The sequence below is a fragment of the Cupriavidus sp. 05T313 genome (assembly GCF_056396665.1).
The window spans coordinates 1-16,543 of the sequence record NZ_JBFTLX010000104.1; the positions used below are offsets into that span (position 1 = coordinate 1).

Genomic DNA, 16,543 nt, shown 5'->3' on the forward strand with positions numbered 1-16,543 from the left:
GGCCATGACGGGGGCTCGGGGTTTCTCATTGCGCGTCCTGTTCTGGGCGGCGCATCGCCGCATGCTCGGCGTGGCACGGGCCCGCATGCCGGGCCCCATGCCCGAGCCGTCCTTCCGCTGACCGGTTGACAGGCGGCGCAATCCCTGTTCCAGGGCCCTGCAAGACAAGTACGGAGACAACACGATGAAATCAAACAGGGCGGGCCCGCTGGCCGGCATCCGTGTTCTGGAGATGGCGGGGATCGGTCCCGGCCCCTTCTGCGGCATGCTGCTGGCCGACCTGGGCGCGGACGTGGTCGTGGTCGATCGCGTGCCGGCCGGCGCGCAGGAGCCGGACCTGAGCCAACATGCGCTGTCGCGGCGCGGCAAACGCGCCGTGGCCATCGATCTGAAGACGCCGGCTGGCGTGGCCACCGTGATGGACCTGGCCGCACAGTGCGACGCCTTGATCGAAGGCATGCGCCCCGGCGTGATGGAGCGGCTCGGGCTGGGTCCGGAACTCTGCCTGCAGCGCAATCCGCGCCTGGTGTATGGACGCATGACAGGCTGGGGCCAGCATGGCCCGCTCGCCCRTGCCGCCGGACACGATATCAACTACATCGCGCTGTCCGGCGCGCTTTGGTATGCGGGCCAGCCCGGCGAAGCGCCGGTGGCGCCGCCAAGCCTGGTCGGGGATGTTGGCGGCGGCGCCATGTATCTCGCCGTGGGCTTGCTGGCGGGCATCACGAGCGCGCGCACGACCGGCAAGGGCCAGGTCGTCGACGCTGCCATTGTCGATGGCAGCGCCCACATGATGACGCTGCTGCACGGGCTGATGGCATCCGGCAGGATGGATGGCCCGCGCGGAACGAGCCTGCTGGACGGTTCCCACTGGTACAAGACCTATCGTTGCGCCGACGGCCGCCATATCTCCATCGGCCCGGTCGAACCGCAGTTCTACCAGCAGTTGCGCGAGAAGCTCGGCCTGGATGCCGATCCGACCTACGATGATCAGTACAACCGTGCCATCTGGCCCCAACTCAGCGAGCGCCTGACTATCCTCTTTGCCAGCCGCGACCGCGATGCCTGGTGCGCGCAGCTGGAAGGCACCGACGTCTGCTTTGCGCCTGTGCTCAGCCCGGAGGAAGCGGCGAACCATCCGCATATGCAGGCGCGCGGCGTCTACACGCGCGAGCGCGGCGTGCTGGAGGCGAATCCGGCGCCGCGTTTTTCCGGGACACCCGCCGGCGCGCCGGGGGCAATTCCCCATCGCGGCGAGCATACCGATGCCGTGCTCGCCGACTGGCTCGCGCGCTGACGGCACGGGCGCGGCGCCAGAAGGGCCAGGGCACTGCCAACAGACTATTCGGCGCATGTTACGCCAGGCATGCGCCACCTTTGCATGACGGAGACAAGAATGAAGATGAACTTCGCCCGCTTGACCGGGCAACTGGCGATGCTCCATCGCGACCGCGAGGCGCTGGTCAACATCGAGCGTAGCCGGCGTTTCACCCACGCGGCGCTGCATCGCTACACCAATCGTGTCGTCAACATGATGCGCGAGCGGCTGTCGCTGCGCCGTGGCGACATTTACATGTGCATCCTCGAAAACGACAACCWGTCGCTGCTGCACGCCTGGACCGCGCTCAAGGGCGAGGCCGCCGTCGCCTGGACCAACTACCGCGATTCCATCGACGAGCACCGCTGGCAGATCGATTTCATCCGTCCCAAGGTCGTATTCCTTGAGAACGCGCTGCTCGACCGCTACTTCGACATGCTGCGCGAGCGCGGCATCCAGGTAGTCTGCATGGACCCGCCCGCAACCGCGCGCGACGGCCTGTCCTGCTTCGGCGACCTGCTCGAAGGCGTCGAGGATACGGATCCCGGCATCGAAAGCGACACCACCAGCGACATCCTGGTGTACCGCTTCACCGGCGGCACCACCGGCAAGAGCAAGTGCGCGCAGTACACCATGGACAACTGGCTCTCCAACCGCGATTCGTTCTATGCGGTGGACGAGCACTGGCTGGACGCCGGCACCCGTTACATGCATATGGCACCGATCAGCCACGGCTCGGGCATGGGCATGCTGCCCACGCTGTTCCGCGGCGGCTGCACGGTCACGCAGAACATGCCCGACCTGGACCAGTGGTGCCGCAATGTCGAAACCGAGAAGATCACCATCGGCATGATGGTGCCCACCCTGCTCTACCGCCTGCTGGACATGGCGCAGGCGTCGGCCTACGACCTGTCCAGCCTGAGCACCCTCTTCTATGGCGCGGCGCCGATGAGCCCGGTCAAATTGCGGCAGCTGCAGCAGCGCTTCGGCAATATCTTCGTGCAGGTATACGGCTCCACCGAGTGCATCCAGCGCGTGAGCGCGCTGACCAAGGCCGACCACGCCACCGCCACGGACGAACGGCTGGGCTCCGCGGGCCGCGTGATAGCGGGCACCGAACTGCTGGTGGCCGACGAAGCGGGCAAGGAACTCCCACCGGGCCAGACCGGCGAAATCTGGCTGCGGGGCCGCGGGATCATTCCGGGATACTTCAACAATCCGGAGGGAACGGCGGCCGAATTCGAGGACGGCTTCTGGAAATCCGGCGACCTCGGCTATGTCGATGAAGACGGCTTCCTGTTCATCGTGGACCGCAAGAAGGACATGATCATTACCGGCGGCTTCAACGTCTACGCCATCGAAGTCGAAGCCGCGCTGAATTCGCATCCTGCGGTTGCCATCTCGGCCGTGGTGGGCATTCCGCATGAGCAATGGGGCGAGGCCGTGCATGCCGAGGTCGTGCTCAAGCAAAGCGCCGAGGTCAGCGAGGCGGTGCTTATCGAGCACGTCAAGAGCAGCATTGGCAGGTTCAAGGCACCCAAGGCGATCACCTTCGTCGCCGAGTTGCCGGTCAGCGTCGTCGGCAAGGTACAGCGCAGGCAGGTGCGGGAGAAGTACTGGAAAGGCCACACGCGGCGGGTAGCTTGACGTTGGGAAGGCGTAAAGAGAATGTCGCCTTTGCATTTCACTCTTTGAGGGTCTCCCGTCTCATGCACGTTCCCCCCCATCTCACCATCGCGGGCGTGGTGCGCGACCACGCGAAGCACGATCCCGATCGGGTTGCGTTGACCTTCGAGGGCGCATCGGTACGCCCGGATCAGGTCCGGACTTACGGCGATCTGTGGCGTAACGGGCAGGCAATGGCCCATGGTTTGYATTCGATGGGCTACCGCCGGGGCGATATCATCGCCACGCTGATGGCCAACCATGCCGAGGTCGTCGAACTGTTGATCGCTTCGGCGATCCTGGGGACGATAGTCGTCCCCATTGATCCAAGAACCCGTGGCGAAAAGCTTCGCTTCATGATCCGCGATTCGGCAGCCTGTGCCCTGGTCATGGCGGACTATGCCCTGCCTCAGATTGCAGAGATCCCGTGCGCGCTGCCTGACCTCAGGCACGTGTTCGTACTGGCTACGGACGAAGGGCCAGAGCCATCTGCGTGGCCGGCGTCGGCACTCGGCATGGACGCCCTGCGCCTGCCTTGCCAGGATGAGTTGCCGCATGACGGGACAGAACCAGACAGCGCCATGGAGATCCTCTTCACCTCCGGCACCACCGGCGATCCCAAGGGGATTGTGCTGACCCATCGCCGCTACTGCACGTCARCGAAGACGGTGCTGGAACGGTTCGGCTACACCGGCACGGATACGCTCTATTCCGGACTGTCGCTGACCCACGGCAACGCCCAGACCGTGACGCTGGGAGCGGCACTGTGCGGCGGCTTGCACGCAGTGTTCTCCCGCCGCTTCACCAAATCGCGCCTGTGGGACATTGCCCGGCAATACGGTTGCACCACCCTCACGTTATTGGGTGGCATGCCGGCGGCGCTGTACGCGGAGCCGCCAAGGCCCGGCGATCGCAATCACCGCGTGCGCCTGGTCATCTCGGCGGGCATGCCGGCAGCGCTGTGGCGCCCGTTCGAGCAACGCTTCGGCGCACGGATCCTGGAATTCTACGGCCAGGCGGAGGGCGGCATGGCTTTCAACCCGGTGGACGCTGGCCCRGTCGGGAGCATCGGCAGACCGAGTCCCAACTTCATCCACCGCATCGTCGACGAGCAAGGACACGATGTACCGGCCKGCGCGTCAGGCGAGCTGCTGCTTCGGCACGCCGACGGCCAGCCTTATCGGGTCGACTACGTGAACCACCCCGAGGCGTCCGCGGTCAAGTGCGCGGATGGCTGGTTGCACACGGGCGACATGGTGCATGAGGATGCGCAGGGCTGGTTGTTCTTTGATCACCGCAAGGGGAACGGCATCCGGCGCAACGGAGATTTCATCAATACGGCATTCGTGGAAAAGGCCATCGCGGAATCCGGACTGGTCGACGACGTCTATGTCTATGGTGTCAAAGCCGCCTCCGGGGCACCGGGCGAAAAGGATGTCGTCGCGGCCGTGGTACCGGCTCGCGGCAAGGCCTTCAACGTGGACGACCTGTTTGCCAGTTGCCGCGCGCGTCTCGAGACGAATTTCGTGCCGTCCTTTGTACAGGTGCTGGAACAGATCCCGAAGACCGCATCGGAGAAGCCGCAGGACCGCGTCCTGATCGAGGCGTTGAAGAATCACCCCCAACAGGTGCACAAGCATCGGCCCGCCGGGCAGTCACCCGATCAACAGGACATGGTGCAAAGGCAATGAAGATTGCGGCATTGTCTGCTGTCGTTACCGGAGGCGCGTCGGGGCTTGGCCTCGCGTGCGCCCGCGAGCTGGTCAGCCGGGGCGTTGCCGTGGTGATAGCCGACCTGTCCGAATCCCATGGCATTGCCGCGGCGGCCGAACTGGGGCCATTGGCGCGCTTTGTCAGGGCGGACGTTTGCGATGCCGCGCAGATGTTGCACGCCTGCGATACGGCCGCCTCGCTCGGCGCCCTGCGTGTGCTGATCCATTGCGCAGGCGCGGGAGGTCCGGTGCGCGTGGTCGAAAGGGATGGCAGTGCGGGCTCGCTGGAGAAGTACGAGTCGATCGTTCGCACCAACCTGGTGGGTACCTTCAATGCGCTGAGGCTGGCAGCGGCGCGCATGGCCCTGAATGAGCCCGTCGATGGCGAACGCGGCGTATGCGTGCTCACGGCATCGGTCGCGGCGTACGAAGGCCAGATCGGCCAGGCGCCGTATGCCTCGGCCAAAGCCGGCGTGGTCGGCATGACGCTGGTGGCGGCGCGCGACCTCGCGCACAGGCTGATCCGCGTCTGCACCATCGCCCCCGGCGTGTTCGACACACCGCTCTTTGCCAAGGCGCCGGAGCATGTACGCTCCGCGCTCGCCGCGTCGGTGCCGCATCCCGCGCGGCTCGGCATGCCTGAGGAATTTGCCGCCACCGCGATGCACATCATCGAGAACGCGATGCTCAATGGCGAGACCATTCGGCTGGATGGCGCCATCCGGATGTCGGCCCGCTGATGCCCCAACACGCGCACAGCTTTCATCACGCATGACAACAACGCACGAGGAGAACGCATGGACACCCTGGTTTCACGGACCCGAAGACGCATCATGGGCTTCGCCGCCGGCGGCGCGCTACTGACCCTGGCGTCGCCAGCAAGGGCGCAGGCGCAGAAGTATCCAGAGCGGTATATCAAGATCGTCTCGATCACGAGCCCAGGCACGGTACTCGACGACTACAGCCGCCAGCTGGCCAAATACCTTGGCGAGGCGCTTGGGCAGAGCGTGGTGGTCGAGAACCGCCCCGGAGCCAACATGATCATCGCTACCGATTACGTGGCAAAGGCCGCCCCGGACGGCTACACCCTGCTGCTTGCCGCGTCCAGCGCGATGTCCGCCAATCCCTTCCTGTTCAAGCGCCTGCCCTACGACCCGGTGRAGGACTTCGTGCCGCTGGCTCGCGTCTCTTCGCTTTCGCTGGCGTTGCTTGTGCCCGGTACCTCGCCCTTCAAGACCGTCGCCGACCTGGTTGCCGCGGGGCGTGCGAGGCCGGGCTCGCTCAACTGCGCCACCGTCAGCACGGGCTATCGGGTCATGGTGTCGGCCTTCAATGAGGCGGCAGGAATCAAATCGGTCAATGTTCCCTATAAGTCCGCCGCCGGCCTTTTGCCCGATCTGATCAGCGGCGTCGTGGACTATAGCGTCGTCGAGGCTTCCTACATCCTGCCGCACCTGCAGTCCGGCAAACTGCGCGCGCTTGCCATGCTGAGCGCCAAGCGGCTGCCGCAAGCGCCAGGCGTTCCGACCCTGGCGGAAACCGGCATGCAGGACGCCGCGATGGCCGATGCCATTTCAAGGATCAGCTGGGTCGGGCTGTTCGCGCCGGCGGGCACGCCAGCGCCGATTGTCAGCAATCTGGAACGGCTGATCCTGGCATTCGCTACCTCGCCGATCGCCATGGCTCATCACGCCGCCCATGGCACCATGCCGAACCCTGGAACCAGCGCCGAACTGGGCAAGACGGTCATTTCCGATCAGGCCATCTGGAAACGCATGATCGCAGTCTCGGGCCTGCAGCCCGAGTGATTCCAAGACGTGGCGCGGTGCGGCCACCTCCGGGCCACCTTTCATCGATCACGTGCTGCGGGGGGATGACCAGTTCCGTGCGCGATGCCATGGCATCGACCTGGGCCTCTCCGTGCCGGTCCATGATCCGGATAGCCCCACGTTCGGCGTTACCGAAGCGCTGGTTGCCTTCTGCGCCGAGGACGGCATAGCCGTCGGATGAACGCCCAACGAAAAAAGGCGGCGCCCCCCAGCGCCGGCCTTCCTCGCCTCCCCCTCTCAGAACGCCGAAATCCCCGTCAGCCGGCGCGAGATGAACAAGCGCTGGATCTCCGTGGTGCCATCGGGAATCGGGATGATGATGGCTTCGCGCAGATAGCGCTCTACGTTGAACTCCTTGGTGATGCCGTTGCCGCCGTGCAGCTGGACGGCGTCGCGACACACCTGGACCGCGGCTTCGGTCGCGAATGCCTTGGCCATGGAAGCCTCCAGGTCACAACGCACGCCGGCATCCATCATGCCAAACACGCGCATGCACATCAGGCGGGCGGCGTCGAGCATCATCGCCATGTCCGCGATCTTGGCCGCGATCAGCTGATGGCCGGCGATGATCTTGCCGAACTGCTTGCGCTCCTTGGCATAGGCGATCGATTCTTCGAGCGCTGCTCGCATGATGCCGACCGACAGCATGCCGACATGGCCGCGAGCGTGCTCGAACATCTTCATGGTGTTTTTCAGGCCCGCGCCTTCGTCGTCGATCAGGTTGGTGGCGGGCACGCGTGCATCGGTGATGAAGATCTGCGCGGTGGATTGCGAGTTCAGCCCGATCTTCTGGATATTGCGCGCCTCGTAGCCATGCGCCTCGCGGTCGATCACGATGTGCGAGAGCCCGTTCTCGCCGCGCACGGTGCAGATCAGGAAGTCGGAGTAAAAGCCGTTTGTGATCCAGGTCTTCTCACCGTTGATGATGAAGTGGTCCCCGTCGCGCACCGCGCGGGTCTTGATCTCGGCTACGTTGGAGCCGACGTCCGGCTCGCTGATACCGGCGCAGCCGAACAGCTTGCCTGCCAGGATGCCCGGCAGGTAGCGGTCGCGAATCTCCGGTTTTGCCGACAGCAGGCGCCGGGCGATGCCGTTGTTGATCATCACGGTCAGCGCGATATCGCACGAACAGGCAACCAGTTCCTCGAACAGCATGCAATGCGTGGTGAACGACAAGCCCATGCCGCCATGCTCGACGGGGAGCGTGCAGCCGGGCAAGCCGAACTGCGCGATCTTCTGGGTCAGCTCGCGCATGGTTTCCTTGGGGATGAAGCGGTCGCGATACTCCTTGACGACGGGCTTGATCTCGGCCTGCAGGAACTTGCGGAAGCTCTCGACCGCCAGGGTCTGGTCTTCGGTGGGAAGTTGATATGTCATGGTCGATACTCTTGGCTTTAGGTTTGGCGCGGCGGCGAAGCCGGCAATGCATTCGGGATTGGCGCGATGCGATCAATAGCCCCGGAACTGAGGCTCGCGCTTCTCGGCAAAGGCGCGCAGGCCTTCCTGGATGTCGTACGAGCGCTTGTGATCGCGCAGCTCCAGCACCTCCTGGCGCAGCGCATCCGCCGTGGTCTTGTCGGTGGCCTGTGCCGCCACGCGCTTCATTCGCGCAAGCACCAGCGGGCTCTTCCGGGCCAGCTTGTCGCCCAGCGCCTGCGCGCGATCGCACAGTTCGGCATCGGCAAGGACTTCGTTGACCAGGCCATAGCCCTTCATCTCGGCCGCGCTCAGCGAGTCACCGGTAAACAGCAGGTAGCGGGCCACGTTGTCCGGCACCTTGCGCGGCAGGATCGCCGCACCGCCGCCGCCGGGAAACACGCCATAGTTCGAGTGCGCATCACCCAGCCGAGCGCTTTCGGCAGCCAGGACGATGTCGCAGGCCAGCACCACTTCCAGCCCGCCGGCCAGCGCCAGGCCGTTGACTGCCGCGATCACGGGCTTGGGAAATGCACGCAGCGTGTCGAAAAAAGCCACGATGATGTCGAGTGAGTCCTTTTCGCCAGGTGCGGGCGGCGCCGCGCCTTGCTTGAGGTCGGCCCCGGCGCAGAAGGCGCGCCCGGTACCCGTGAGCACCGCGACGCGCACGGCGGGATCGTCGCGCCAGGCCTGCAACTGCGCCGTCATACCCTCGACCATCTCGCGGGTCAGGCTGTTCAGCTTGTCGGGACGGGTCAAGGTCAGCCAGCCAACCGAGCCGACCACTGCTTGCGAAAAACTCATGTGTGTCTCCAGGAATATGTACGGGTATCCGTCTCGATGTCGATGTCGATGTCGATGTGGATGTGGATGTGGATGTTGATCTTTCGGCAGGATCAATCTAATCGTCCGCCCCGCCCCTGGCACTACTCGTTCGGGGTGGGCCGGACGGAGGCACCCGGCCGCCTCGCCGGTTCCGCGGCTATCATGGTTACGGAGAGTTGCACGCAAAACGGAAGTTATGTTCTACTGCGCTTCGATTTTCGGAACGCGGCAAGCCCGATGGAGTGCGTGAATGCGAGTAGCCCCTGACATTGTTCTCACCGACGCCGAGCGCGCCGCACTGGAACAATTGCGGGATGCCGACGGCGGCGCCACCCGCCTTGCACAGCGCGCACACATGGTGCTGCTGGCCGCGGCGGGCATGCAGAACAAGGACATCGCCGAACGGCTCGGCGTGGGCCGCGTGCAGGTTTCGCGCTGGCGCGAGCGCTATGCGAAGCTGCGGCTCGCGGGCATCGAGGCCAGCCTTCCGCGCGGCGCGCCCCCGGTAAAGGTCGACATCGCGCGGCTGGTAGCGCTGACCACCCAGGGCCGGCCGGATTCACCCGCCCCCTGGAGCACCCGCAAGCTGGCCGAACAGCTGGGGGTGAGTGCCGCAAGCATCTCGCGGCACTGGCGGGCGGCCGGCCTGGCGCCGCCCGCCGCGCAGAAACCCGGCGTCGCCGCCGACCTCGGCCTGGCCGGCGAGCCTCTGGAAATCGTTGGCCTGTATATGGCACCGTCCGAACATGCCCTGGCGATCCATGCCGGCGGCGAGACCATGCYAGCACCGGCCGAAGAGGCCGCGCACAGCGGCCGGCCTGTCAGCGCCGCGCGCTTGCTGGCCGCGCTCAAGGGGATGCAGGAGGACATGCAGCCCCCGGCGCGGACCCAGACGGCAATGCAGACGCGGCAGCGCGAAACCGAGTGGCTTGCCTTCCTGCGCAAGCTCGAGCGCAGCACGCCGGCCGGCGCGCGCCTTCACCTGATCGCCGACAACTACGCGACGCATCAGCACGCGGCCGTGCTGAAGTGGCTGGCACGGCACCCTCGTATCGAAGCCCACTTCGCGCCGAACCCTGCATCATGGCTGCGGATGCTGCAGCGCTTTTTCCGCGCAACCGCCGCGCAACCGCGGCGGCCCGGAGTGCCCTCCATGCCGCTATTGCTGGAGGCAATCGACGCGCGCCTTCCGCGCGGCGACGGCAGGCCGTATATCTGGATGCCCGAGCAGGAGCTCACGCCGGCCGCGGCTTTCGCGCAGGCCTTAAGTTCCGGTGACGACGCAACACATCTCGCAGATTCCGCGGAGCAGGAACACGCCTCACGGAGCCATTCGACAGCAGAAGCCACGGACATGCCAGCATCGGGCAGCGCCGTGGAGGCCATTGCCAGCACCAAGGTGATGCCGCCCCGCGTGGCCCGCAACCTGATTCCGCGCGAGGCATTGATGGCGCGTCTGCAGGAAGCGCGGCGCCAGCGCTGCGTCGTCGTCCAGGGCCAGGCCGGCAGTGGCAAGACCAGTACCCTGCTGGCCTGGCGCAGGTCGCTGCTGGCGCTGGACTACGACGTCACCTGGCTTTCCCTGGCGGTGGAGGACAACGAACCGGGCCGCTTCTTCGATTGCCTGCTGGCCAGCATCGGCGAAGTGGATCCCGCCATTGTGCGGGAAACCGCCTTGCTGATCGGGCGCGACACTGACGCTGCCGCCATCGAGCATTGGGTCATCAGCCTGGTGCAGGGCCTTGCCCGGTATCGACGCGAAATCGTGGTGATGCTCGACGACCTGCACCATATCGACGACGCGCGTATCTACCAGGCGCTGCAGTGGCTGCTGGACTATGTGCCCGCGCATGTGCACCTGGCGCTCAGCTCCCGCAGCGCGTTGCCGCTCTCGCTGGAGCGCTTGCGCTCGCAAGGCAAGCTCACCGAGGTCGACATGCGCGACCTTCGCTTTACCGCCGACGAATCGGAGCAATTCCTGTGCGAACGCCTGGGGGGCATCCGCAAGCGCGACGCCGCCGCCCTGCACGCGCTCACCGACGGCTGGGTTGCGGGCCTGCAGCTGTTTGCCGTGGACCTGCGGGCTCGGGGCGGCGGCACCTACCCGCTCGTCCAGGTGCGCGACGCGCGAACATTCGCCAGCTATTTCGAGCAGGAAGTGCTGGTGCGCCTGGCGCCCGACGACCTGGACATGCTGACGCGCATGGCCGTTTGCAACCGCATCTGCGCCCCACTGTGCGCCAGCGTGCTGGGACAGCCTCAATACGCCGCACAGATGGAGGGCCGGCTGGCGCGGCTGGAGAACGATAACCTGTTCATCACGCAGATCGGCAGCCACGACCGGGAAACCTGGTATCGCCTGCATCCGCTGCTGCGAGAGGTCTTGCTGACGCGCGTGGCAGGGTGGTCCGACGATGCGCGACGCGCGCTCCACGTGGACGCATGGCACTGGTTTGGCGAGCGCGGACATATCGACGATGCCGTGCGCCACGCCGTGCTCGCGGGCGACGCGGGCGCGGCCGCCGCCATGGTGGAGACCTGCGCCTACGAGCTGCTGTCCGGGGGCGAGCTCGGCCAGCTGGCCAGCCTGCTGCGCCGGCTGCCGGCCGAGCAGGTGCAGGCGCGCTTCGGCATTCTTGTCGCCTCGGCTTACCTGCAGTTGTACACGCGGAAGTTCGACGCCTTGCGGGAAAGCCTGGCACGGATGGAATCGCAGCACGCCATGCTTGACGCTGGCCAGCGCTACGCCATCACCCTGCTGCGCTGCGGCCTGGCGCTGCAGCAGGACGATACCGATACGGTGTACGCCCTGCTCGAGGCCGTGCGCGACATTCCTCGCGATGCCAGCGATTTTGCCTGGACCGGCCGCAGCAACATCCTGGCGTGGGCTTACGTCTACCGTGGCCAGTACGATCGCGCGCGGGCGGTGCTCGATGACACCGGCGAGCGCCCCGGCGCGCCGCGCAGCCGCCTGCTGGGCCGCTGCATCAGCGCCATGAGCCTGACGCTGGAAGGTAGCATCGTCCCGGCCGAGCGGATCGTGCGCGAGGTGCTGCGCGAGGCCGACGAGCGCGGCGCCCCCTATGCGGGCCTGTCGTGCATGGCCGCCGGGCTGCTTGCGGATACGCTATACGAGCTGAACGATTTCGAGGGGGCGCTGCGGCTGCTGGAGCCGCGCATTGACGTGCTGGAGCGCGTCTCGCTGCCCGACACCGTGATGCGCGCGCTGCTGGTGCTGTCGGAGGCGCAATGGCTGACGGGCCGCCGCGCGGAGGCGGGTACCTGCCTGGACCGGCTCGAGACCTATGCCGTGCGTTTCGGGCTGGACAGGCTGCTGGTGAGCGCGCTCGGGCTGCGCTTGCGGCACCACCTGGACCAGGGCCAGATGGTGCAGGCCGGTGCCGTGCTGCAACGTCTCGAGGCGCTTGGCGCCCGCCACGCCGGAAAATCCCTGCGCGTCACCTACGGCGTGGAGCGCGCCCGCATCGAGATGTGCCTCTACGTCCATGATTTCGCCGGCGCCGTGGCCCGCATAGAGCCCTATATCCGCGCCTGCGAGCAACGTGGCCAGCAGGTGCGGGTCGCCACATTGTGGCTGCAATTGGGCATCGCCCGGCAGCAGCTCGGCAACGCGCAGGCGGCGCTGCCGCACTTGCGCCAGGCACTGCGGATCGGCCACCGGCTCGGCCTGGTGCGCACCCTGCTCGATGTTTCCAGCGACCTGCCCCGGGTTCTGGGCGCGCTCCTCGACACGCAAGCGCTGGATCCCGTGCTGACCTTCTATGCGCAGCGCCTGCAATCGGCCGCCGCCGCCGCGCCCCACGATGCTGGCCCCCGCAAGGGCATGCMGGCCTCAGCCTCGCAAGCACTCAGCGAGCGCGAGCACGAGATACTGAGCCTGGTTGCGCAAGCCATGCCGAACAAGAAGATCGCGCTGGTGCTGAACCTGTCGCCGGAGACGGTGAAGTGGCATCTGAAGAACATCTACGCCAAGCTCGGCGTGACCGGGCGTGGCGGTGCCGCCGCGCGCCTGCGCGACCTGGCCGGCACACAACCACCCGCGCAGCGCACATAAGCGCCAGGCCGGCGGCCCGCGGTTGCGGGATCCGCGCGTCTCACGCGCGGCCGGCAGCACATCAGCTGTGAATCCGCGACACCATCCCTGACGCACGGCAAGCCTGCCGGCGTCGTGCAAACCTGGCCGCCTTGCCGTTTCATACGAAACACCCTCGCCACCCGAACGGCGCCCCGCACGCGCCGCCCCCCCGGCCCGGGGAGTGCCCTCCCCCCCTGGCACGGCAATCATTCAGCCAACACGAGAACACGGTGACTCCGCCGAAAGAGTCGTCCCCGCCATGCTGGATACGGGAACCGGTTCCGGCGCTGCCCGCAGCGCCTATCCACAAAACAACGAATGACAGGAGACCCGCATGACCCCCTTCACCTCACTCGCCCGTCGACGCATCGCGGCATTCTGCTCCCTGCTGGCACTGGCTGTCCCGGCCACCGCGCAGCACTACCCCGAGCGGATGGTGCGGGTGGTGTCCGTCTCCAGCGCAGGCACCGGCGCTGACGCCTATACGCGCCTGCTGGCGAAGTACCTGGCAGAGAAGCTCGGGCAGAGCTTCGTGGTGGACAACCGCCCCGGCGYCAACATGATCATGGCCGGCGAGTTCGTGGCCAAGGCAGCGCCGGATGGCTACACGCTGTTGCTGGCCACCTCCGGCACCATGGCGGCCAACCCGAACCTGTTCAAGCACCTGCCCTACGATGCCCGCAAGGATTTCGCGCCCATCGCGCGCTTGTCGATGCTGCCGGTGGCCATCGTGGTGCCCGCCAGCTCGCCCTATCACAACGTGGCCGAACTGATAGCCGGCGCGCGCGCCAAGCCCGGCAAGTTGAACTACGGCACGGCCAGCGCGCCCTCCCAGGTCGCCGTCGCCGCCTTCAACGAGGCCGCCGGCATCAAGGCGGTCAACGTCCCATACAAGGGCATGGCCAACATGATGACCGACCTCATGGGCGGCACCATGGACTACGGCCTTACCGATATCGCGTCCGCGGTGCCGCAAGTCCAGGCCCGCAAGCTGCGCGCGCTGGCGGTCATGAGCCCGAGCCGCATGGCCCTGTTGCCCGACACGCCCACCCTGGCCGAAGCCGGCGTGCAGGGCGTGCAGATGGTGAGCTGGACCGGCCTGTTTGCGCCGGCCGGCACGCCGCAGCCGATCATCGACAAGCTGGCGCGCCTGAGCCTCGAATTCGTCAGCTCGCCGGAAGCCAAGACCCACTATGCGGAGCGCGGCAGCCTGGCCTTCCCGGCCACCGGTCCCGAGCTTGGCAAGAGCGTCGTCGAGGACCAGAAGATGTGGAAGCGGTTGATCAACCTCGCCGGCATCCAGCCCGAGTGATCACGGGATCCGGCCCGATGACTCTGGCGAACGACATGTCCGTCCTCTCCTGCTTCCCCGCGGCATCGTCCGCCGGCGCCGAAGATGCGTCCGGCGCGCGGGACTGCCACCTCTTCGGATACCTCGAGGCCCGCGCGCAGCGCGACCACGACAGCTGCGCGATTGCATACCAGGGCCAACGCATCACCTATGGCGACCTGCACCGCGCCGCCCTGTGCCTGGCCGGCTATCTGCAGCAGCACCTTGCGGTGCGGCGCGGCGACCCCGTGCTGCTGGCGATGCGGGACGGCCCGCAGCTCGCGGTCGCCTGGTATGCCGTATTGCGCTGCGATGCCGTGGTCGTGGCGATGAACCCGGCCATGACGCCGGTGGCCATGGCCCGCTGCGCCAGCGATACCGGCGCGCGGGTTGCCATCGCCGCGCAGGAAGCCCGGGCCGCCGTGACGACCCTGCTCGGCGAGGGCGGACTGCGTGGCTGCATTGTCGCCGCGTGCCCGGCGCCGTCCGGCCTTTCCGGCAGCGCGCACGGCAAGGCGCCCGGCAAGGCTCGGCCTGCCGTCGTGCACGATTTCGCGGATGCATTGGCCGCAGGTATCGGGCCGGTGCCCATGGTGGCGAGCGGACCGGACCCGGCCGTGCTGCTGCATGCGCCGRATGGCCCGGGCCAGCCCGGCGCCACGACCCTCAGCCATCGGGGCTTCGCGCGCATGGCGGACCGTGCCATGCCCGCCTCGCCAGGCGGCATGGCCAGCCTCGCTTCGCTGCACCAGGCAGTCGTGCGGGGCGACACGCTCTTGCTGCCATTTGCCCGCTGATTTGCCAGCTTACTTGCAGCTAACGCCAGACCACAGGAATTGCGACCCTCAACGGGACTCACCAAGCGCCGCAACCACAGCACCGACATCATGACCAAGACGACGACACCTTACGGAATCACCGGATACGGCGGTTATGTGCCCCGCCTGCGCATGCAGCGCGCCGCCATCGCCGCGGCTCACCGCTGGATGGCGCCCGGCAATGCCGCGCTGGCCAAAGGCCACCGCGCTTTCTGCAAYTGGGACGAGGACAGCGTGACCATGGCGGTGGAAGCCGCGCGCGACGCGCTGGACCACCGCCCTCGCCACGACTTTTCCGCGCTCGCGCTGGCCACCACGCGGCCCGCCTTCGGCGACCTGCAAAGCGCCAGCATCGTGGCGGGCGCGCTCGACCTGCCGGCCAATGTCCGCACGCAGGACGTCGGCCTGTCGCAGCGCGCCGGGGTGTCCGGCTTGCTGGCGCAGCTGCGCGCCGCGGACGGCAAGGCGCTGTTCGTCGCGAGCGACAACCCTGCCGGCAAGCCTGCCAGCACGCAAGAGCTGACCTATGGCGCCGGCGCCGCGGCGTTCACGCTGGGCAGCGAGGACATCCTGGCCAGCCTGATTGGCAGCGCCAGCTGCACCAACCTGTTCGTGGACCACTTCCGCGCCGCCGACGGGAAGTACGACTACTACTGGGAGGAGCGCTGGATCCGCGACGAGGGCTACGGCAAGGTCGTGCCGGGCACCGTGGCCCAGGCACTGGCCGACGCCAACGTCGCGCCCGCGGGCGTCAGCCATTTCATCCTGGCATCGGCCCTGAAGGGTGCTGCCGCGATGGTGGCCAAGCGTTGCGGCTTCGCGCCTGAAGCCGTCAGCGCACACCTGGACGAGCATTGTGGCTATGCCGGCGCGGCGCACGCCTGCCTGATGCTGGCCGATGTGCTGGAGCGCGCGCAGCCAGGCCAGGTGATCGTGGTCGCCGGCTTCGGCCAGGGCTGCGACGTGCTGGTGCTGCGCGTGACCGAAGCCATTCTCGGATTCAGGCCGCGCCGCGGCGTGGCCTGCGCCATCGCCGACGGCCAGATCCACGACGCCTACCTGCGCATGCTGTCGTATGGCGGCGCCATCGACCTGGAATGGGGCATGCGCGCCGAGAAGCCGGTCAAGACCGCCTTCACCGAGCAGTACCGCTGCGCGCACCAGCTCGCCAGCTTTGTCGCCGGCAAGTGCCCTCATTGCGGCACGCTGCAGTTCCCGCAGCTGGCCTATTGCGTCAAGGCAGGTTGCAACGCGCCGGCGGCCGGATTCACACGCGCGCACCTGTACGACGTGCCGGCCAAGGTGTTGACCAGTACCGCGGACTGGCTGTCCTATCACCCCTCGCCGCCCCTCTACGTCGGCTTTGTGCAGTTCGACAACGATGCGCGGGTACTGATGGAAATCGTCGATGTCGGGCCGCAGGGACTGGACGTCGGCACACCGCTGCGGATGGCGTTCCGCATCAAGGACGTCGACAAGGCGCGCAACTATCCGCGCTATTTCTGGAAAGCCACGCCGGTGTCGGCATAAGGGG

General features: G+C 66.9%; 11 protein-coding genes. 9 read left to right on the forward strand and 2 right to left on the reverse strand.

The annotated features are described in order from the left end of the window. Positions 1-184 precede the first annotated feature (184 nt). The 5 genes from AC1DKD_RS21665 to AC1DKD_RS21685 all read left to right on the forward strand — a co-directional run bounded on the left by AC1DKD_RS21665 (position 185) and on the right by AC1DKD_RS21685 (position 6,503). Positions 185-1,297 carry a CaiB/BaiF CoA transferase family protein gene (locus AC1DKD_RS21665; protein ID WP_477143688.1) on the forward strand — a complete coding sequence of 371 codons (1,113 nt, stop codon included), beginning with the start codon at positions 185-187 and terminating at the stop codon, positions 1,295-1,297. A 99-nt stretch (positions 1,298-1,396) separates the two neighbouring features. Beyond that, on the forward strand, positions 1,397-2,965 hold the full coding sequence (locus AC1DKD_RS21670; protein WP_477143689.1) for a class I adenylate-forming enzyme family protein: 1,569 nt from the start codon (positions 1,397-1,399) through the stop codon (positions 2,963-2,965). Next, positions 2,962-4,674, forward strand: a complete 1,713-nt coding sequence (locus AC1DKD_RS21675) for an AMP-binding protein (protein ID WP_477143690.1) — start codon at positions 2,962-2,964, stop codon at positions 4,672-4,674. The genes AC1DKD_RS21670 and AC1DKD_RS21675 overlap by 4 nt, the downstream gene beginning before the upstream one ends. Further along, positions 4,671-5,435 (forward strand): SDR family NAD(P)-dependent oxidoreductase, encoded by a 765-nt coding sequence (locus tag AC1DKD_RS21680; protein WP_441629555.1) that lies wholly within the window; start codon positions 4,671-4,673, stop codon positions 5,433-5,435. The genes AC1DKD_RS21675 and AC1DKD_RS21680 overlap by 4 nt, the downstream gene beginning before the upstream one ends. A 57-nt stretch (positions 5,436-5,492) precedes the next feature. Continuing rightward, a complete protein-coding gene (locus AC1DKD_RS21685) occupies positions 5,493-6,503 on the forward strand; it encodes a Bug family tripartite tricarboxylate transporter substrate binding protein (protein ID WP_477143691.1) in 1,011 nt (336 codons plus the stop codon). 258 nt (positions 6,504-6,761) lie between these two features. On the opposite strand, the gene AC1DKD_RS21690 is transcribed toward AC1DKD_RS21685, so the two are convergent. Together AC1DKD_RS21690 and AC1DKD_RS21695 are read right to left on the reverse strand one after the other, a co-directional pair. Continuing rightward, positions 6,762-7,901, reverse strand: coding sequence for an acyl-CoA dehydrogenase family protein (locus AC1DKD_RS21690; RefSeq protein ID WP_441629553.1), 1,140 nt, complete (start codon positions 7,899-7,901; stop codon positions 6,762-6,764). Between the two features lie 72 nt (positions 7,902-7,973). Further along, complete coding sequence (locus tag AC1DKD_RS21695) at positions 7,974-8,744, reverse strand: enoyl-CoA hydratase/isomerase family protein (RefSeq protein ID WP_477103718.1); 771 nt, start codon at positions 8,742-8,744, stop codon at positions 7,974-7,976. A gap of 271 nt (positions 8,745-9,015) precedes the next feature. Here AC1DKD_RS21695 and AC1DKD_RS21700 point away from each other — a divergent pair, with 271 nt between their 5' ends. The 4 genes from AC1DKD_RS21700 (at position 9,016) to AC1DKD_RS21715 (ending at position 16,539) form a co-directional block, all read left to right on the forward strand. Beyond that, positions 9,016-12,840: a LuxR C-terminal-related transcriptional regulator gene (locus AC1DKD_RS21700; RefSeq protein WP_477143692.1), complete on the forward strand. Its 3,825-nt coding sequence runs from the start codon at positions 9,016-9,018 to the stop codon at positions 12,838-12,840. 355 nt (positions 12,841-13,195) lie between these two features. Beyond that, positions 13,196-14,173 carry a Bug family tripartite tricarboxylate transporter substrate binding protein gene (locus tag AC1DKD_RS21705; protein ID WP_477143693.1) on the forward strand — a complete coding sequence of 326 codons (978 nt, stop codon included), beginning with the start codon at positions 13,196-13,198 and terminating at the stop codon, positions 14,171-14,173. Positions 14,174-14,208: 35 nt separating this feature from the next. Then, positions 14,209-14,988, forward strand: a complete 780-nt coding sequence (locus tag AC1DKD_RS21710; protein WP_477143694.1) for an AMP-binding protein — start codon at positions 14,209-14,211, stop codon at positions 14,986-14,988. Positions 14,989-15,078: 90 nt separating this feature from the next. Further along, positions 15,079-16,539 (forward strand): 3-oxoacyl-[acyl-carrier-protein] synthase III C-terminal domain-containing protein, encoded by a 1,461-nt coding sequence (locus AC1DKD_RS21715; RefSeq protein ID WP_477111801.1) that lies wholly within the window; start codon positions 15,079-15,081, stop codon positions 16,537-16,539. Positions 16,540-16,543 lie beyond the last annotated feature (4 nt).